The sequence below is a fragment of the Novosphingobium sp. NDB2Meth1 genome, from assembly GCF_900117425.1.
Classification (GTDB): Bacteria; Pseudomonadota; Alphaproteobacteria; order Sphingomonadales; family Sphingomonadaceae; genus Novosphingobium.
Window position 1 is genome coordinate 135,106 of sequence record NZ_FPEH01000015.1, and the last position, 17,541, is coordinate 152,646.

At 67.0% G+C, this 17,541-nt stretch carries 11 protein-coding genes; 9 read left to right on the forward strand and 2 right to left on the reverse strand.

The features are described from left to right. Positions 1–55 precede the first annotated feature (55 nt). The 5 genes from NDB2M1_RS10195 (at position 56) to NDB2M1_RS10215 (ending at position 7,811) form a co-directional block, all read left to right on the forward strand. Positions 56–1,441, forward strand: a complete 1,386-nt coding sequence (locus NDB2M1_RS10195; protein WP_072381975.1) for a TIGR03013 family XrtA/PEP-CTERM system glycosyltransferase — start codon at positions 56–58, stop codon at positions 1,439–1,441. A gap of 7 nt (positions 1,442–1,448) precedes the next feature. Beyond that, the gene (prsK, locus tag NDB2M1_RS10200; RefSeq protein WP_072381977.1) at positions 1,449–3,590 is read left to right on the forward strand and encodes an XrtA/PEP-CTERM system histidine kinase PrsK; all 2,142 of its coding nucleotides are present in this window, start codon (positions 1,449–1,451) and stop codon (positions 3,588–3,590) included. Then, on the forward strand, positions 3,587–4,978 hold the full coding sequence (gene prsR, locus NDB2M1_RS10205) for a PEP-CTERM-box response regulator transcription factor (RefSeq protein WP_231624919.1): 1,392 nt from the start codon (positions 3,587–3,589) through the stop codon (positions 4,976–4,978). The genes prsK and prsR overlap by 4 nt, the downstream gene beginning before the upstream one ends. Positions 4,979–5,002: 24 nt before the next feature. After that, positions 5,003–6,673: a tetratricopeptide repeat protein gene (locus tag NDB2M1_RS10210; protein WP_253185838.1), complete on the forward strand. Its 1,671-nt coding sequence runs from the start codon at positions 5,003–5,005 to the stop codon at positions 6,671–6,673. 70 nt (positions 6,674–6,743) lie between these two features. Next, a complete protein-coding gene (locus NDB2M1_RS10215; protein WP_072381979.1) occupies positions 6,744–7,811 on the forward strand; it encodes a CaiB/BaiF CoA transferase family protein in 1,068 nt (355 codons plus the stop codon). A gap of 132 nt (positions 7,812–7,943) precedes the next feature. Here NDB2M1_RS10215 and NDB2M1_RS10220 read toward each other — a convergent pair whose 3' ends face one another. Then, on the reverse strand, positions 7,944–9,011 hold the full coding sequence (locus NDB2M1_RS10220) for a DUF475 domain-containing protein (protein ID WP_072381981.1): 1,068 nt from the start codon (positions 9,009–9,011) through the stop codon (positions 7,944–7,946). A gap of 44 nt (positions 9,012–9,055) precedes the next feature. Beyond that, positions 9,056–9,925: a 3-methyl-2-oxobutanoate hydroxymethyltransferase gene (panB, locus tag NDB2M1_RS10225; RefSeq protein ID WP_072381983.1), complete on the reverse strand. Its 870-nt coding sequence runs from the start codon at positions 9,923–9,925 to the stop codon at positions 9,056–9,058. Between the two features lie 240 nt (positions 9,926–10,165). Between panB and NDB2M1_RS10230 the strand changes: the two genes are divergently transcribed. The 4 genes from NDB2M1_RS10230 to NDB2M1_RS10245 all read left to right on the forward strand — a co-directional run bounded on the left by NDB2M1_RS10230 (position 10,166) and on the right by NDB2M1_RS10245 (position 17,507). After that, on the forward strand, positions 10,166–11,686 hold the full coding sequence (locus tag NDB2M1_RS10230; protein WP_054121235.1) for an amino acid permease: 1,521 nt from the start codon (positions 10,166–10,168) through the stop codon (positions 11,684–11,686). Positions 11,687–11,796: 110 nt separating this feature from the next. Next, positions 11,797–12,558, forward strand: a complete 762-nt coding sequence (locus NDB2M1_RS10235) for a hypothetical protein (RefSeq protein ID WP_253185839.1) — start codon at positions 11,797–11,799, stop codon at positions 12,556–12,558. After that, positions 12,467–14,041, forward strand: a complete 1,575-nt coding sequence (locus tag NDB2M1_RS10240) for a DNA polymerase Y family protein (RefSeq protein WP_253185840.1) — start codon at positions 12,467–12,469, stop codon at positions 14,039–14,041. Before NDB2M1_RS10235 ends, NDB2M1_RS10240 begins: the two co-directional genes overlap by 92 nt. Beyond that, on the forward strand, positions 14,034–17,507 hold the full coding sequence (locus NDB2M1_RS10245; RefSeq protein ID WP_072381989.1) for an error-prone DNA polymerase: 3,474 nt from the start codon (positions 14,034–14,036) through the stop codon (positions 17,505–17,507). The genes NDB2M1_RS10240 and NDB2M1_RS10245 overlap by 8 nt, the downstream gene beginning before the upstream one ends. The last annotated feature ends 34 nt before the right edge of the window (positions 17,508–17,541 follow it).

The following is a 17,541-nucleotide window of genomic DNA, read 5'->3' on the forward strand; positions in this document are numbered from 1 at the left end:
TCGGAGAGGTGTCAAGTTTACCGACGGTTTACGCCTTTGCGCGTATGTCTTCCGCATGATCCGGCTGTTCAAACTCTACATCCCGAACGCGGTGTTCCTGCTGGCACTGCTGGATTTCGTTCTGCTGATCGCCTCGGGAGAGCTTGGCTGGTCGGTCCGCGCGCACCAGATCGGGATCGACAGCGGCGTGCTGGCCGACCGGTGGATGCCGCTGCTCATCTTTGCCGGCCTGGTCCAGCTGGCGATGATCGCGGTCGGGGTCTACGGATCGGACGCCCTGCGCTCGATGCGCTATGCCACCGCGCGGCTGCTGGTGGCGATCAGCCTTGGCATCATTGCGCTCTCGGTCGTCTACTTCCTGCTGCCCGGCCACACCTTGTGGCGATCGAACCTGTTCTACGCGATGTTCATCGCAATGGTGCTGCTGGTGTTCATCCGCATCCTGCTCGGCGGCCTGCTCGGCACGGCGGTGTTCCGGCGGCGCGTGCTGGTGCTGGGGGCAGGCGACCGGGCGGAGCGGCTGCGCCAGCTCGGTGAGCGGATCGAGGCGGGTTTCGTCATCGTCGGCTTCATCGGCATGAGCGACAGCGCCCCGGTGATCAAGGAAGCGATCAACCGCAATGCGATCCACAACCTGACCCGCTATGTCGAGAACCTCGGCGTCAGCGAAGTGGTGCTCGCGCTGGAGGAGCGGCGCAATGCGCTGCCGCTGAAAGATCTGCTGCGGATCAAGACCACCGGTGTCCACGTCAACGATTTCTCGACGTTCATGGAGCGCGAGACGGGACGCGTCGATCTCGACACGGTCAATCCCAGCTGGCTGATCTTTTCGGACGGGTTCTCGTCAGGCCGGATGATCTCGAGCGCGATGAAGCGCATTTTCGATATCTGCGCCAGCCTTGCGCTTCTGCTGCTGACCGCGCCTGTGATCGCGCTCTTCGCACTTCTGGTGAAGCTCGACAGCCGCGGCCCGGCCTTCTTCCGCCAGACCCGCGTCGGGCTCTATGGGCAGAATTTCAGCCTGATCAAGCTGCGTTCGATGCGCACCGATGCCGAGAAGGCGGGTGCGCAGTGGGCCGCCAAGGACGATCCGCGCGTGACCCGCGTCGGCCGCCTGATCCGCAAGTTGCGCATCGACGAGCTGCCGCAGGCGTGGACCGTGCTCAAGGGTGAGATGAGCTTTGTCGGCCCCCGTCCCGAGCGGCCGGAGTTCGTCTCCGACCTCGAGGAAAAGCTGCCCTACTACGCCGAGCGGCACATGGTGAAGCCGGGGATCACCGGCTGGGCGCAGATCAACTATCCCTATGGCGCCTCGATCGAGGATTCGCGCCACAAGCTCGAATACGACCTCTACTATGCCAAGAATTACAGCCCGTTCCTCGACCTGCTGATCCTCCTCCAGACGCTGCGCGTGGTGCTCTGGAACGAAGGCGCACGCTGAGCAGGCCATGCACAGCCCGCTCGAATGGACCGGCCTCAGCCAGTGGAGCAATCTCATCGCGGCGTTCGCGGCGATGCTGCTCACCGTGTGGCTGGTTGACCGGCACCGGCGAGGCAAAGAGACCAGCCGGGCGCTGATCGCGGCCCTGGCGTTGACAACGGCCTGGTGTCTCCTCGCCTCCTCGTTCGGGCAGAACGTGGCGATCACGCAAGTCTTCGAGCTCATCCGCAACCTCGGCTGGCTGGGGATCGTCTACTCGCTGTTCGCGCGCGACAATCGGCATACCAGCGTGGTGCAGGTGCGTCCGGTGCTGGCGGTACTTGCGATGGTCGAGCTGCTCCAGGTCGTGCTGCTCGTCCTGGCGATCCGCTTTGCCGGGATCGACTCCGCTGCCGCGATGATCTTCCAGCTTTCGGTGATGTTCCGCCTGCTGTTGACGACGGGCGCGCTGGTGCTGGTGCACAACCTCTATGTCGGCGCGATCAGCGGGCAGCGCGATGCCGTGCGCTGGACTGCGCTCGCGCTCGCGCTGATGTGGGGCTATGATCTCAATTTCTACACGATCGCCTATCTCGGGCATCTTATCCCGCAGGAAATGGTGGCGCTGCGGGGCCTGATCCAGATCGGCGTGGTTCTGCTGGTTTCGGTCGGGGCAATGCGCGGAGGCTCGGCGCTGCGGTTCTCGCCCAGCCGCTCGGTGGCGTTCCAGTCGCTTTCGCTGCTCGTGATCGGCGGTTACCTGATCCTGATGGTGGCGGCGGCCCAGTCGGTCGCATGGCTGGGCGGCGATGTCAGCCAGCTGGCGCAGCTGGGCTTTGCCTTTGCAACAACGGTGGTGATCCTCGCGCTGGTGCCATCGGGGCGGCTGCGCGGCTGGCTCAATGTGATGCTGGCCAAGCACTTCTTCCAGCACCGCTATGACTACCGCGCCGAATGGCTGCGCTTCACCCGCACGATCGGCCGCGGCGGGCCGGGTGCTGCGCCGCTGCACGCGCGCGTGGTGCAGGCGCTGGCGGACATCACCGACAGCGCCAGCGGCCTCATGCTGATACCGGGCGAGGGCGGCGATCTCGTGCTGGCCGCGCGCTGGCAGTGGCCGACGGCCGAAGTGCCGGCTGAGGCAATGCCGGTGGAAACCGCGCAGTTCTTCGAGCGGCGCGGCTTCATCGTCGACCTGGATGAAGTGCGCGCCGGGACCGACCATGAAGGCGAGGCGGCGCTGATGCCGCGGTGGCTGGTTGAGGAAACCGGAGCCTGGGCGCTGGTTCCGCTCGTGCATTTCGACAGGCTGGTGGGGCTGGTCGTGCTCGGCCGCCCGCCGCTCGCACGCAAGCTCGATTGGGAGGACTTCGACCTCCTGCGCGTCGTCGGCCAGCAGCTTGCAAGCTACATCGCCGAGCACAACGGGCAGAGCGCGCTGCTCGAGGCAAGCCGGTTCGACGAATTCAACCGCCGCATCGCTTTCGTGATGCACGACATCAAGAACCTCGCCAGCCAGCTCGCGCTGCTGGCGCGCAATGCCGAGCGCCATGCCGACAACCCGGCCTTCCGCAAGGACATGCTGGTGACGCTCACCAACTCGGCGGACAAGCTCAACGCGCTGCTGGCGCGGCTATCGCGTTACGGCGCTGGCGGCGTGCAGCGGCTGGAAGCGATCGATGCGGCTGAAGTGATCGAAGCCGTCGCCGCGCGTTATCGCGAGGCCGGGGGCGAGTGCCCGGTCTATGCAACTCCGGGCCAGCCATGCCTCGTCACGGCGAGCCGCGAGACGCTCGAACAAGTGCTCGCGCATCTCGTTCAGAACGCGATCGATGCCAGTCAGCCCGGCATGGCGGTGCTGCTCCAGACCCGGCTCGACGGCTTCAATGGCGTCATTGAGGTGGCCGACACCGGCAGCGGGATGAGCGCGGACTTCGTGCAGAGCCGGCTGTTCACGCCCTTCGTCTCGACCAAGGCGGGCGGCTTCGGCATCGGTGCATTCGAAGCGCGCGAATTGGTGCGGGCGATGAACGGGCGCCTTGAAGTGGAGAGCCGCGAGGGGCTCGGCAGCCGGTTCTCGGTGCGCCTGCCGCTGGTGGTGGCGACCGAACTCGAAACACATCCTGACGTTGCGTCAGACGACAAGCCCAGTGACAAGAAAGTGGCATGATGATCCAGGACCGCCCCCCGGCGCCCGCGAAGGCGCTCCCCAAGCTCCTCATCGTCGAGGATGATCCGGGCCTGCAGGCGCAGCTCAAATGGGCCTACGAGGATTTCGAGGTGCTCATCGCGGGCGACCGCCAGACCGCGCTCGCGCTGCTGCGGTCGGAAGAGCCGGCGGTGGTGACGCTTGACCTCGGCCTGCCGCCCGATCCGGATGGCACCAGCGAAGGCTTTGCCGTGCTCGATGCGATCATGGCGCTGAAGCCCGATACCAAAGTGATCGTCGCCAGCGGCCATGGTGCACGGGAAAGCGCCCTCAGGGCGATCCAGCAGGGCGCCTATGATTTCTACGCCAAACCGGTCGATATCGATGCGCTGGGCCTGATCGTGCGCCGCGCGCTGCATCTCCACAAGATCGAGGCGGAGAACCGCCAGCTTGCCGAGCGGGCGCCCGAAGGCAACAAGGTGCTGGGCCGGATGATCACCGGTGCGCCGGAAATGGTGAAGGTCGCGCGCACGATCGAACGCGTGGCGGGCACCAATGTCTCGGTAATGCTGCTGGGCGCGAGCGGGACCGGCAAGGAACTCCTTGCGCGCGGGCTGCATGAGGCGAGCCCGCGGCGACAGGGTGCGTTCGTTGCGATCAACTGCGCGGCGATCCCGGAAAACCTGCTCGAAAGCGAGCTGTTTGGCCACGAGAAAGGCGCGTTCACCGGCGCGGTCAAGACCACCGAGGGCAAGATCGAGCAGGCGAGCGGCGGCACGCTGTTCCTCGACGAAGTGGGCGACATTCCCTTCCCGCTGCAGGTCAAGCTGCTGCGCTTCCTGCAGGAGCGCACGATCGAACGCATCGGCGGGCGGCGTTCGATCGAAGTCGATACGCGCATCGTCTGCGCGACGCACCAGAACCTCGAGGCGATGATCACTGACGGTCGGTTCCGTGAGGACTTGTTCTACCGCCTTGCCGAGATCGTGATCCGCATCCCGAGCCTCGCCGAGCGGCCGGGCGATGCAGCGCTGCTGGCCAAGGCCTTCCTCACGCGGTTTGCCGCCGAGATGAACCCCTCGGTCAAGGGCTTCGCGCCCGATGCACTGGCCGCCATCGACGCGTGGACCTGGCCCGGCAACGTGCGCGAACTCGAGAACCGGGTGAAGCGCGCGGTGATCATGGCCGATGGCAAGCTCGTCTCCGCGAGCGACCTCGACCTTGCCGAGCCGGGCGAGGACGAGGCCAACCCGCTCAACCTCAAGTCCGCGCGCGAGGCGACCGACCGCAAGATGATCCGGCATGCTCTGGCGCGCAGCGAGGGCAATATCTCGAACACGGCGCGCCTGCTGGGGATCAGCAGGCCGACGCTCTATGATCTCCTCAAGCAGTACGACCTCCAGCACTAAGCGGGCATGCAGTTTGCCGGTCTCATGCCCCAAGTTCCGCTCATGCTGAGCTTGTCGAAGCATGCCTGCACAGCGGTTGCGCGGGCACCCTTCGGCAGGCTCAGGGTGAGCGGTGTGGGGGGACGCGGTATTCTTGTGGTTGCGGTGGGCGTGCTGCTGCTGGCGGGCCCGGCCGTCGGCGCCTCGCGGCTCGACGATCTGCGTGCCAAGGCGCAGGCGGCGATCGAGCGGCGCGATCCGGTCTCGGCCGAAGTCATGCTGCGCGCGGCAATCAAGAACGGTGCGCGCGAAGACGAACTGCGCGCGCATCTGGGCGAGGCGCTGCTGGCCGAGGGCGACCGGGCGGAAGCGCGCAAGGTGCTCGAAGGCGGAAGCTTTGCTCCCGGCACCGAAGCGCTCGGCTGGCGTGTGCGTGGCCAGATTGCGCTGGCCGAGGGCAATCTGCGCGGTGCGGCGAATGCCTTTGATGCGGCGCTGAGGGCCAATTCCAAAGATTCCGACCTCTGGGTCGCGATTGCCGCGCTGCGTTTCTCGGGCGGGGAACAGCTGCAATCGATCGAGGCTGCGGACCGCGCCGTCGCGCTCGATCCGAAGAATGCCCGAGCGCTCGCCTTCCGGGGCCTGCTGATCCGCGAGCAGTATGGCCTCGCCGCCGCGCTGCCATGGTTCGAGGCGGGGCTCAAGGTGCGGCCTGATGATCCGGCGCTGCTCGGCGAATATGCCGCGACGCTGGGCGACATGGGTGACTACCGCGCGATGCTGATCGTCTGCCGCAAGCTGGCGCAGGTCGATCCCAAGAACCCGCGTCCGGCGTTCCTGCAGGCGGTGCTGGCGGCGCGGGCCGGGCAGACCGACCTGGCGCGCACGATCCTGCAGCGCACCGGCAATGCCTTCCGCGACATGCCGGCGGCGATCCTGCTGACGGGCGTGCTCGAATACCGCGCGGGGAACACCAACGTGGCGGTCGAACAGTTCGACCGGCTGGTGCGGCTGCAGCCCGACAATCTGGAGGCGCGGCAGATCCTGCTGCGCGCGATGGCGCGGCAAGGGAGCGACCAGCCGCTGGTAGCCCGGTTCGACGGCGACGCCGACAGGGCCTTCGCGGTGCCCTATACGCTGCGGCTGGTCGGCCAGAGCTGGCGGCGGCTGGGCAACAAGGCGCGGGCCGATGCGCTGTTTGCCCGTGCTGCCCATCCCATGGCGCATGGCCCGGTGCCGCTGCCGACGCAGTTCAGCGCGTCCGTGCTGGGCGCGGCCTATATTGACGCGCCGGGTCAGGCGCAGACGACAGTGCCCTATATCCGCGCGCTGCTGAAGGAAGGACGCAAGGACGAGGCGCAGGCTGCTGCAGACCGTTTGCGCGATGCCAATCCCGGCGCGGCGGAAGCGCACCTGCTGGCCGGGGATGTGCGCACCATGCGCGGCGACATGGCGGGCGCCCTGGCCGACTATCAGAACGGCGCATCGATCCGCTTCAACGAGCAGGTGCTGCGGCGGATGGACGCCACACTACGGGCGCTCGGCCGCATCAGCGACGCTGATTCCATGACCTCGCGCTATCTCGCGCAGAACCCGCAGAGCGTGCTGGCGATGAAGCTGCTGGCCGCCTCGTGGGCCAAAGGGCCGCGACGGGATGCTTATGTTGCCGTGTCGCGCGCACTCGCAGCGCGCGGTCAGCCCGAAGCGGTGCAATAAGGCTCGACAGCGGCGCGATCGCGCGGCAAACCTCGTTTCAACCGATCGGTTAAAACATAAGGGGTGAGAGATGGCTGGTGCGCTGGAAGGTCTGACGGTTCTCGAGTTTGCGGGCATCGGCCCCGGTCCCTTCGCCTGCATGATGCTGGCCGACCACGGCGCCAAGGTCATCCGCATCGACCGTCCCGGCAAGCCCGGCCGCACCGGCGATGCCGGCAACCGCGACATCCTGAACCGCAACCGCATGCGGATCGAGCTCGACCTCAAGGATCCCGCCTCGATTGCCCGCATCCGCGAGCTGGTGAAGACCGCCGACGCACTGATCGAAGGCTACCGCCCGGGCGTGATGGAGCGGCTCGGGCTCGGGCCGGACGTGCTGCTCGCCGACAATCCGCGCCTTGTCTATGGCCGCATGACCGGCTGGGGACAGGATGGCCCGATGGCGCCGCTGGCTGGGCATGACATCAATTACATCGCGCTGGCTGGCGCGCTGCACACTTATGGCGCGGCGGGCGGCAAGCCGCAGTTCCCGGTCAACGCGGTGGGCGATTTCGGCGGCGGCGGCATGGTCATGGCGTTCGGCGTGCTGGCGGGCGTGCTTTCGGCCCAGCGCACCGGCAAGGGGCAGGTGATCGACTGCGCGATGGTCGATGGCGCGGCGGTGCTTTCAGCGATGACCTGGACGTTCTTCGGCAACGGCCAGTGGAAGGATGAGCGCGGGGTCAACTTGCTCGACGGCGGCGCCCACTTCTATGACACGTACGAAACGAGCGACGGCAAGTGGATCGCGCTGGGTTCAATCGAGCCGCAATTCTACGCGCTGCTGATGGAGAAGTCGGGGCTTGGCGCCGATCCCGCGATGGCGGCGCAGCACGATCAGTCACAGTGGCCCGCGCTCAAGGCCAAGGTCGCGGGGCTGATCAAGACCAAGACGCGCGCCGAGTGGGAAGCGATCATGGACGGCACCGACATCTGCTTCGCGCCCGTCCTCAGCCTCAAGGAAGCGCCACATCACCCGCACAACGCGGCGCGCGGCACCTTCGTGGAGGATGGCGGGATGACGATGCCCGCGCCCGCGCCGCGCTTCCTCGGCACGCCTGCGCCTGCGCCGAAGCTGGCGTCCGTGCCGCTCGATTGAGGGGCGGAACCTCGGACAGGTCCCAAGTCCGCTCACCCTGAGCCTGTCGAAGGGTGGTGGCGCGACCGCCGGGCATAATGCTTCGACAAGCTCAGCATGAGCGGGTTTGGGGGGAGTGCATTCGAAGGCGGCTCACTCCGCCCGCAGAGCTTCCTCGATCTCGCTATCGGGGAAGCGGCGCTTGTGGCGGACCGACCACAACAGCGAGAGGCCGATGAGCACCGCGCCGATGAGGCCCGTGACGGTCTCCGGAATCTCCACATGCGCCGAGATCAGCATGATCGCGGCCAGCGCCACGATCGCCCAGAATGCGCCGTGTTCGAGGTAGCGATATTCCGACAGCGTACCGTTGCGCACAAGCATGAGCGTCAGCGACCGCACGAACATCGCACCGATGGAAAGACCGAGTGCGATGACAACCATGTTGTTGGAAAGCGCAAACGCCCCGATCACTCCGTCAAAGCTGAACGAGGCATCGAGCACGTTGAGATAGAGGAACCCGCCAAGGCCCGAGCGGACGACCTGCCCGGCCGCCTTCTGCGCCGCTTCCTGCATTTCCAGCAGCGTGCCGATGGCTTCCACCGCGATGAACGTCACGATCCCCAGCGCGCCCGCGCCGAGGAACGTCAGCGCCTCGTCCGCCGGGAGCAGCAGCGACACGCCGTAAAGCGCGAAGAGCAGGATCGCGATTTCCGCCGCCTTGATATCGGCAAACCGCGCCAGCACGCGCTCGATGCCGGTGATCCAGTGCACGTCCTTTTCGCCATCGAAGAAGAACGAAAGGCCGACCATCGCCAGGAACGCTCCACCAAAACCTGCGATGCCGACATGTGCGCTGGAAACAATGGCTTCATAGCGCGCCGGCTCGGTGAGCGAGATGCGCAGCGCGTCCATCGGCCCCATGCCCGCCGCAATCGCGACAATGGCGAGCGGGAACACGATGCGCATGCCGAACACCGCGATCACCATGCCCCACGTCAGGAACCGGCGCTGCCAGATCTCGTCCATCTCGCGCAGCACGACGGCGTTCACCACCGCGTTGTCGAACGAGAGCGAGACCTCGAGCACCGAGAGCATCACCACGATCCACAGAACGCTGAGGGTCGCGGGCAACGATGCGGTCTGGAACCAGCCGTAGACGGCCGCCAGCGCAAGGCAGACAAGCGTGAAGGCGATCGAACCGCCGAAGTTCTTGAGCAAGTTGTGGTCCCGTGGTGGCCAGGTGATACCGGCCGGTTCGTCCCTTACTTCGGCTGATACGTCTGTTCCACCCCCGGAAAGGTGCGGGCGCGCACTTCTTCGGCATAGGTCGCGGCGGCGGCGGAGATCGTTTCGGCGAGGTGTTCGTAGATTTTCACGAAGCGCGGGGTGCGCTCGAACATGCCGAGCATGTCGTCGGTGACCAGCACTTGTCCGTCGCACTGCGCCGAAGCGCCGATTCCGATGGTGGGGCAGGGGACGGCCTGCGTGATCGTCACCGCCAGCGGCTCGACCACGCCTTCGACGACGATGGCGAAGGCGCCTGCCTCGGCAATCGCGCGCGCATCGCCGACGATCTTTTCCGCTTCCGCTGCGCTGCGCCCGCGCGCGTTATAGCCGCCGAGCACATTGACCGCCTGCGGAGTGAGACCGACATGGCCCATCACCGGGATGCCGCGCTGGGTCAGGAACGCTACCGTTTCAGCCATCGCGACCCCGCCTTCGAGCTTGATCGCATCGCACCCGGTTTCCTTGAGCACGCGCGAGGCGCTTTCGAACGCGTGCTGCGGCGAGCTTTCATAGGCGCCGAATGGCATATCGACCACGACCGCCGCGTGATACGAGCCGCGCACGACGGCGGCGCCGTGGGCGCACATCATGTCGAGCGTTACCGGCACGCTGGAGGGCAGGCCGTAGATGACCTGACCGAGCGAATCCCCGACGAGCAGCAGGTCGCAATGCGCATCGAGCAGCTGGGCCTGGCGCGCGGTATAGGCGGTCAGCATGACCACCGGCTGCGCCGTCACTCCGTCCACCTTGCGCTGGCGGATGCCGGGAATGTTGAGCCGCTTCATCGGCGCCGGCGTCGGGTGCGCGCGGCTGGTCGAGGTGTCGAGAACGTAGGTCGTGGACATTCGCGAGGTTCCCTGTCGCTGGGCTTGCGCTTTTAGACCAATGTCACGAAGCCGCAAGGCTAGGTCCGTTTCGGTTTATGACTGTTCCGCGGCGATCCACGGGCCCGTGGAAAAAGCGCTTTGCGGCGGCGATTGGCGGCGCTAGCACTTGTGTCAGCAAAACCTGGTGATCGGCAGCCGCGCCCGCGCAATGGGTGGGCAGGGCGCATGTGGCATGCCGGACCAAGGCGGGAGATATCAATGTTCGGTCGCGTCAAACCTCTCGACGCCATTCTTGCAACTGCCGAGAAGAAATCGCTGCATCGTTCGCTCGGCGCGTTCCAGCTCACCATGCTCGGCGTCGGCGCCGTCATTGGCACTGGCATCTTCGTGCTGACCGCAGAGGCGGCGCAGAAGGCGGGGCCCGGCATGATGATCAGCTTCATCATCGCCGGTTTCGTCTGCGCGGTGGCGGCGCTGTGCTACGCGGAAATGGCCGCGATGGTGCCGGTCTCGGGCTCGGCCTACACCTACAGCTACGCCGTGATGGGCGAGCTTGTGGCGTGGATGGTCGGCTGGGCACTGATCCTTGAATACGCGATCGCGGCAGGGGCGGTCTCGGTCGGCTGGTCGGGCTACATGGTCGGCTGGCTCAACACGAGCTTCCATCTCGACATACCGCTGACACTTGTGCGCGGTCCGTTTGATGGCGGGGTGATCAACCTGCCGGCGATGGCTATTGCGGGCCTGATCACTTGGTTGCTCGTGCTTGGTACCAAGGAAAGCGCTACGGTGAACGCTGTGCTCGTGGCGATCAAGATCACCGCACTTTCGCTGTTCGTCGCGCTCACGCTGCCGGTGATCCACACTGGCAAGTTCGTGCCTTTCGCGCCCAACGGTTTCAGCGGGATTTCGGCGGCCGCGGCTTCGATCTTCTTCGCTTACGTCGGCTTCGATGCGGTTTCCACCGCAGCGGAGGAAACCAAGAACCCGCAGCGCAACATGCCGATCGGCCTGATCGGCAGCCTCGGTATCTGCACCGTGTTCTACATGCTGGTCGCCGCCGGGGTGATCGGCACAGTCGGTGCGCAGCCGATGGCCGGCCCCAATGGCGAGATTCTCTCGCCGGGTACGCCTGCACTGTCGGCCGCCTGCGCCGCGATCCAGGACAATGCCGTCGTCTGTTCGAAGGAAGCACTGGCCTGGACGCTGCGCATCGTCGGCTATCCCTTCGTCGGCTGGTTGGTCGGCGCGGCGGCGATCCTTGCGCTGCCTTCGGTCATCCTGATGATGATGTTCGGCCAGACCCGCATCTTCTTCGTGATGAGCCGCGACGGGTTGCTGCCGGAGTTCTTCTCGAAGATTCACCCGCGCTTCCGCACGCCGCATGTGATCACGATCATGACCGGCGTGTTCGTTTCGGTTTTCGCCGCTTTCTTCCCGGTGGGCCTGCTGGCCGACGTGTCGAACTCCGGTACGCTGTTTGCTTTCGCTGCGGTTTCGGTGGCGGTGATCGTGCTGCGCCGGACCGAGCCCAACCGGCACCGTCCGTTCCGGACCCCGGCGGTGAACATCGTCGCGCCGATCTCGATCGCGGGCTGCATCTATCTGTTCTTCAGCCTCTCGGCGGTGACGATCCAGCTGTTCTTCGGCTGGGCGATTGCGGGCCTCTTCGTCTATTACACCTATAGCCGCAGCCGCAGCCATGTCGGGCGCGGCACGGTCGAAGTGCACGAGGGAGACAGCGACGTGCCGCCGCAGCCGGTGCCTCCGGTCGCCTGACCGGTTGCGCCAGCGCCTTTCAGAAGGGCCGCTTCCCCCGGGGAGGCGGCCCTTTTGCATGGAGGGGCAGGGGCGCTTGCATGGCGGGAGAATAAGAACATAATAGGAACATGAACCGAATCGAAGCCTGTTCCGAAGTCCATGTTCTTTCCCCGCCGCTCCCTGCCGGATTGCGGCGCGGGTCTGCGCCGCGTGTGCTGTCCAAGTCCGCACGCTGGAAGCCGGGGATCGCCGCCTCCTGCCGCCATACCGAAGTCTTCGCATCCGGCGGAGAGGCGACCGGCGCGGCGCTTGCATTGGCTCTGGCGCGTGATGCCCTGCATGCAGAGGCGGAGGATCAGCGCCCTTGGCTCTGGGTGCAGGACAAGGCGGCGCTGCGGCTTTCGGGCCGTCCCTATCGCCCGGGCCTGCCGGAGCATCTGCGCCACCGCCTGATCCACGTCGCCGCCAACACGCCAGAGGATGCACTTTTCGCGCTGGAGGAAGGGCTGCGCTGCCGCGATCTTGCCTTCGTGATCGGGGAGATCGCGGGCAATCCGCGCGCGCTCGATTTCACCGCCTCGCGCCGCCTCAGCCTGGCGGCGGAAAAGCACGGCACCGCGCTGTGGCTGGTGCGGCTCGATGCGCGGACCGATCTCGGCTCGGCACGGATGCGCTGGCGCGCCGCTGCTGCCGCCTCGCCGCCGCCGCGCTGGAACCCGCAAGCGCCGGGCCAGCCTGCATGGCAGGCCGAGCTTTTCCGCGCGCACACCTTTCAACCCGGACACTGGACCTTGCGTGATGACGGCAATGCTCTCGTCGCAGCCCCTGTCGCGCCGGATCATGGCGATCTGGTGCGCGGATCTGGCGCTCGATCGCTGGCGGCTGGCTGAAGGCTGCAGGCGGGGGCAGGGGAGCGACGCCGCCCCGCTCGCGCTGATTGCCGAAACCGCCCACGGCCCGCGCATCGCGGCGGTGAACATTGCGGGCGCTGAGCAAGGCGTGCGGACCGGTGCAATGCTGGCGGACGCGCGCACGCTTTGCCCTTCGCTTGCCGTGCGCCCGGCCGATCCCGCCGGAGACCTCGCCTTCCTCGAAGCCCTCGCGCTCTGGGCGCAGCGCTGGGGGCCGTGGTCTGCGCTCGATCCGCCCGATGGCCTGATTGTCGACACGACCGGCGCGGCGCACCTGTTCGGCGGAGAAGCGGCATTGCTGGCGGACGCCCGCGCACAGTTGCGGCGGCGCGGCCTTCTTGCGCGCGTGGCGATGGCTCCTACGGCAGGCGCCGCTTGGGCCCTGGCGCATTATGGCCCCGATGGCGCGGTGCTGGAGGGCGAGGCGATGCTCGAGCGCCTCGGCCCGCTCCCGGTCGCGGCGCTGCGGCTCGATGACGAGGTGCTTCTCCTGCTGCGCCGCCTCGGCCTCAAACGGATCGAGGACTTGGCCGGTATCGGCCGCGAAGCGCTCGCCCGCCGTTTCCGCACCCGCCGCGCGCCTGCCGCCAATCCGCTGGTGCGGCTCGACCAGCTCCTTGGCCGCGTTCCCGAGCCGCTGCTGCCGGTGATCGGCCAAGAGCAGCCGATGGTCCAGCGCCGCCTGATGGAGCCGATCCGCCACCGCTCCCTGCTTGACCGCGTGCTGGCAGACCTTGCCGAGGACATGGCGCGCGCGCTGGAGGCAAGGGGGGAGGGCGCGCGCAGGCTCGAGCTGGCGGCATGGAAGGTCGATGGTGATGTCCTCGCGCGGCGGCTGGAGATGGCGGCTGCCACGCGCGATCCCGCGCATGTCTGCCGCCTGTTTGCAGCGCGGCTCGATGATCTCGACGCCGGCTTCGGGATCGAACTCGTGCGCCTCATCGCACCGTGGACCGAACCGCTGGCCCTCGCGCAAGCCGATCTCGATGCCGCTGCCGAGCGCCACGGCACCAGCCTTGCCGCCTGCATGGACCGGCTGACCGTGCGGCTGGGCGAGGGGGCGGTGCGCCGCCCGCTGCCGCGCGCCAGCCATCTGCCCGAACGCGCCCAGCGCTGGACACCGCCGCTGGCGCCGCAGCCTGGCCTGCAGGAAGACTTCGCGTTCCACGAACGGCCTCTGAAGCTGCTTGATCGGCCCGAACCCATCGCGGTGATCTACGAGGCACCAGACGGGCTCCCGCGCCTGTTCCGCTGGCGCGGCGGCGTCCACGAAATCGCCCGCGCCGAAGGACCGGAACGCATCGCCCCCGAATGGTGGCGCGAACGGAGTACCGTGCGCCTGCGCGATTATTACCGCATCGAGGACAGCACCGGCCGCCGCTACTGGATCTACCGCCACGGCCTTGCCACCGATGGTCGCGGCGACGCACCCGAATGGTTCCTGCAGGGGTTTTGTGCCTGAAGGCCCGCTCACCCCGGGCAGGCGGCATGTTTCGCCCGATCAATTCTCGGCAGCGCCTGTCCGCGCGCCTTTCGTCGAACTCGGCCTTGTAACCTGCTTCTCGTTCCTGCGCGGGGCTTCCGACCCGGTCGATCTCGTCCTCGCTGCCCACCGCCTCGGCTACGATGCCATGGGCGTGGCCGATGCCAATTCGATGGCCGGTGTTGTGCGCGTGCATGGTGAGGCAAAGGCGCTCGGCCTGCGCCCGGTGATCGGCTGCCGGATCGAGACGGTCGAAGGCCTCGCCTTCCTCGCCTATCCGACCGACCGGGCCGCTTATGGCCGCCTCTGCCGCCTGATTTCCGCCGGTCGCATGGCCCGCCCCGATGGCGAGTGGCAGGCCAAGGGGGTGTGCGAGATCGACCTTACGATGCTCGCCGCGCACAGCGAGGGGGTGCATCTCGTGCTGCTGCCACCCGATGATCTGGAGCAGACACTCACGATCGCGGCCGAGAGCAACGTGATCCCCCTCCCGCTTGCGGGAGGGGTTAGGGGTGGGCAGGCGGCAAGCGCTACGCCCGAACAGCCCACCCCCGACCCCTCCCGCAAGCGGGAGGGGGGAAGTCACAGGCTTTCCCTGCCTTTTCCTGCGCTTGTGCCCAGACTTGTCCACAGCCTGCCGAGCCTGCGCCACATGGCCGCGAGCTACCTCTACAGCGGGGACGACATCGCCCGGATCAACGCGCTCGATGCCATGGCCCGCGAGCATGGCCTCAGCCTGCTCGCGACCAACGACGTACATTACCACGAGGCTGCGCGGCGTCCCCTGCAGGACGTCATGACCGCGATCCGGCACAAGACCACCGTCGCGCGCGCGGGGCACCTGTTGCATCCCAATGCCGAGCGGCACCTGAAGTCGCCCGACGAGATGCTCCGCCTGTTCGAGCGCTGGCCCCACGCCATCACGGCTGCCCGCGACCTCGCCGACGCCTGCACCTTCAGCCTCGACGAACTGCGCTATGAATATCCCGAGGAAATCTGCCCCGAAGGCCGCACCCCGCAGGAATGGCTGGAGGAGCGGACCTGGGTGGGGGCAGATGGCCGCTACCCCTCCGGCGTACCCGAAAGCGTGCGCACCACGCTGCAACGCGAACTGGCGCTGATCGGCAAGCTGAACCTCGCAACCTACTTTCTGACCATCAAGGATATCGTTGATTTTGCGCGCAATCAGGATCCACCGATCCTGTGTCAGGGGCGCGGCTCGGCGGCCAATTCGGCGGTCTGCTACTGCCTCGGCATCACGGCGGTGGACCCGGCGCGCCACGCCCTGCTGTTCGATCGTTTCATCTCGGAAGAGCGCAAGGAACCGCCCGATATCGACGTCGATTTCGAGCACGAGCGGCGCGAGGAAGTGATTCAGTACATCTACCGCCGCTATGGCCGCCAGCGCGCCGGGCTCTGCGCGACGGTGATCCATTACCGCCCGCGCATGGCGATCCGCGAGGTGGGCAAGGCGATGGGCCTCACCGAAGACGTCACCGCTGCGCTTGCGCGCACCGTCTGGGGCGGGTGGGGCAGCGAGGTGGCGGAGAAGAATGTCGCGCAGGCTGGGCTCGATCTTTCCGATCCACACCTCAAGCGGGTTCTCAAATTAACCGAGCAGATGATTGGCATGCCACGCCATCTTTCGCAGCATGTCGGCGGCTTCATCCTCACGCAGGGGCCGCTGACCGAGACGGTGCCGATCGGCAATGGCGCCATGGTGGACCGCAGTTTCATCGAGTGGGACAAGGACGATATCGACGCGCTCGGCATCCTCAAGGTCGATGTGCTGGCGCTCGGGATGCTCACCTGCATCAGGAAATGCCTCGATCTCCTCGGCGAGCATCATGGCCGCACCCTCACGCTTGCCACGGTCCCGCGCGAGGATCCGGCGGTCTACGCCATGCTGTGCAAGGGCGATTCGCTGGGGGTGTTCCAGGTGGAAAGCCGCGCGCAGATGAACATGCTGCCGCGCCTGCGCCCGCGCGAGTTCTACGATCTCGTGATCCAGGTCGCCATCGTGCGCCCCGGGCCGATCCAGGGCGACATGGTCCACCCCTACCTCCGGCGGCGGCGGGGGGAGGAAGCCGTCAGCATCCCCGCGCCGGGCCCCGCCTTCGGCCCGCCGGACGAACTGACCTCGATCCTCGGCCGCACGCTCGGCGTGCCGATCTTCCAGGAACAGGCGATGAAGATCGCGCTCGATGCGGCGAAGTTCTCGGGCGCCGAGGCCAACCGCTTGCGCAAGGCCATGGCGACCTTCCGGCGGCGCGGGATGGTCGAGGAACTGCAGGACATGATGGTAGAGCGCATGACCGCGCGCGGCTATGACCGCGACTTCGCGCAGCGCTGCTTCAACCAGATCCGGGGCTTCGGTGAATACGGCTTTCCCGAAAGCCATGCCGCCAGCTTCGCCCATCTCGTCTACGTCTCGTCATGGATCAAGTGCCACTACCCGGCAGCGTTCGCCTGCGGCCTGCTCAATTCGCAGCCGATGGGCTTCTACGCGCCGGCGCAGATCGTGCGCGATGCAGTGGAGCATGGTGTCATCGTGCTCCCGGCCGATGTGAACCATTCGATGTGGGACTGCACGCTGGAGGAGGACGGCGCGGCGCTCCGGCTTGGCCTGCGCCAGATCGATGGCCTCCCTGAACATGTCGCCGCCGCGCTCGTTTCGGCGCGCGAGGCGGGCGGGAGATTTGCCGATGCCGGAGCGCTCAAGGCGCGCGCGGGGCTTTCGCCCGCGATGATCGAGCGGCTCGCGGCGGCCGATGCGCTGGGCTCGCTCGGCCTCTCGCGGCGGCAGGCGCTGTGGGATGCGCGCAGCCTGGTCGCCGCACCGCCGCTGCCGCTGTTCGCCGCCGCCGATGCGCGCGATCAGGGCGAGGAACGCGTGCGAACCCGTCTGCCCATGATGCCGCTCTCCGAGGAAGTCGTTGCCGACTACCAGACGCTGCGGCTCTCGCTGAAGGCGCACCCGATGGCCTTCCTGCGCGCCGAGCTCGCCGAACGCGGCTTCGTGCGCGCGGCAGACCTGCGGATGCGCAAGGTGCGCTCGATGGTGCGCGTGGCCGGCGTCGTGCTGGTGCGCCAGCAGCCGGGCAGCGCCAAGGGCGTGTGCTTCATCACGCTGGAGGACGAGACCGGGGTGATCAACCTCGTGATCTGGCCCGATCTCAAGGAAAAGCAGCGCAGCGTGGTGATGGGGGCGCGGCTGATGGAAGTGCGGGGCCGCGTGGAATACGATGACGAGGTTATCCACGTGATCGCCCAGCACCTGACCGACGCCAGCGAAGGCCTCGCGCGTCTGTCAGACGATGCGCTCCAGCCTGCGATGGCACGTGCCGACGAGGTCAACCGACCTGTCGTCGGCCGGATGGGGCCGCCCGCGCGCAGCCATCCACGCAACGTGCGGGTGATCCCCAAGTCGCGCGATTTCCACTGACGGAAGTTGCCACAATTGCGCCGTGAGAAGCCCT

Bases quoted from the DNA above. Each gene is read 5' to 3' on its own strand.
- NDB2M1_RS10195 (WP_072381975.1), top strand. From the start codon at position 56: ATGATCCGGCTGTTCAAACTCTACATCCCGAACGCGGTGTTCCTGCTG.
- NDB2M1_RS10235 (WP_253185839.1), top strand. From the start codon at position 11,797: ATGAACCGAATCGAAGCCTGTTCCGAAGTCCATGTTCTTTCCCCGCCG.
- prsR (WP_231624919.1), top strand. From the start codon at position 3,587: ATGATGATCCAGGACCGCCCCCCGGCGCCCGCGAAGGCGCTCCCCAAG.
- panB (WP_072381983.1), bottom strand. From the start codon at position 9,925: ATGTCCACGACCTACGTTCTCGACACCTCGACCAGCCGCGCGCACCCG.
- prsK (WP_072381977.1), top strand. From the start codon at position 1,449: ATGCACAGCCCGCTCGAATGGACCGGCCTCAGCCAGTGGAGCAATCTC.
- NDB2M1_RS10210 (WP_253185838.1), top strand. From the start codon at position 5,003: ATGCCCCAAGTTCCGCTCATGCTGAGCTTGTCGAAGCATGCCTGCACA.
- NDB2M1_RS10230 (WP_054121235.1), top strand. From the start codon at position 10,166: ATGTTCGGTCGCGTCAAACCTCTCGACGCCATTCTTGCAACTGCCGAG.
- NDB2M1_RS10215 (WP_072381979.1), top strand. From the start codon at position 6,744: ATGGCTGGTGCGCTGGAAGGTCTGACGGTTCTCGAGTTTGCGGGCATC.
- NDB2M1_RS10240 (WP_253185840.1), top strand. From the start codon at position 12,467: ATGACGGCAATGCTCTCGTCGCAGCCCCTGTCGCGCCGGATCATGGCG.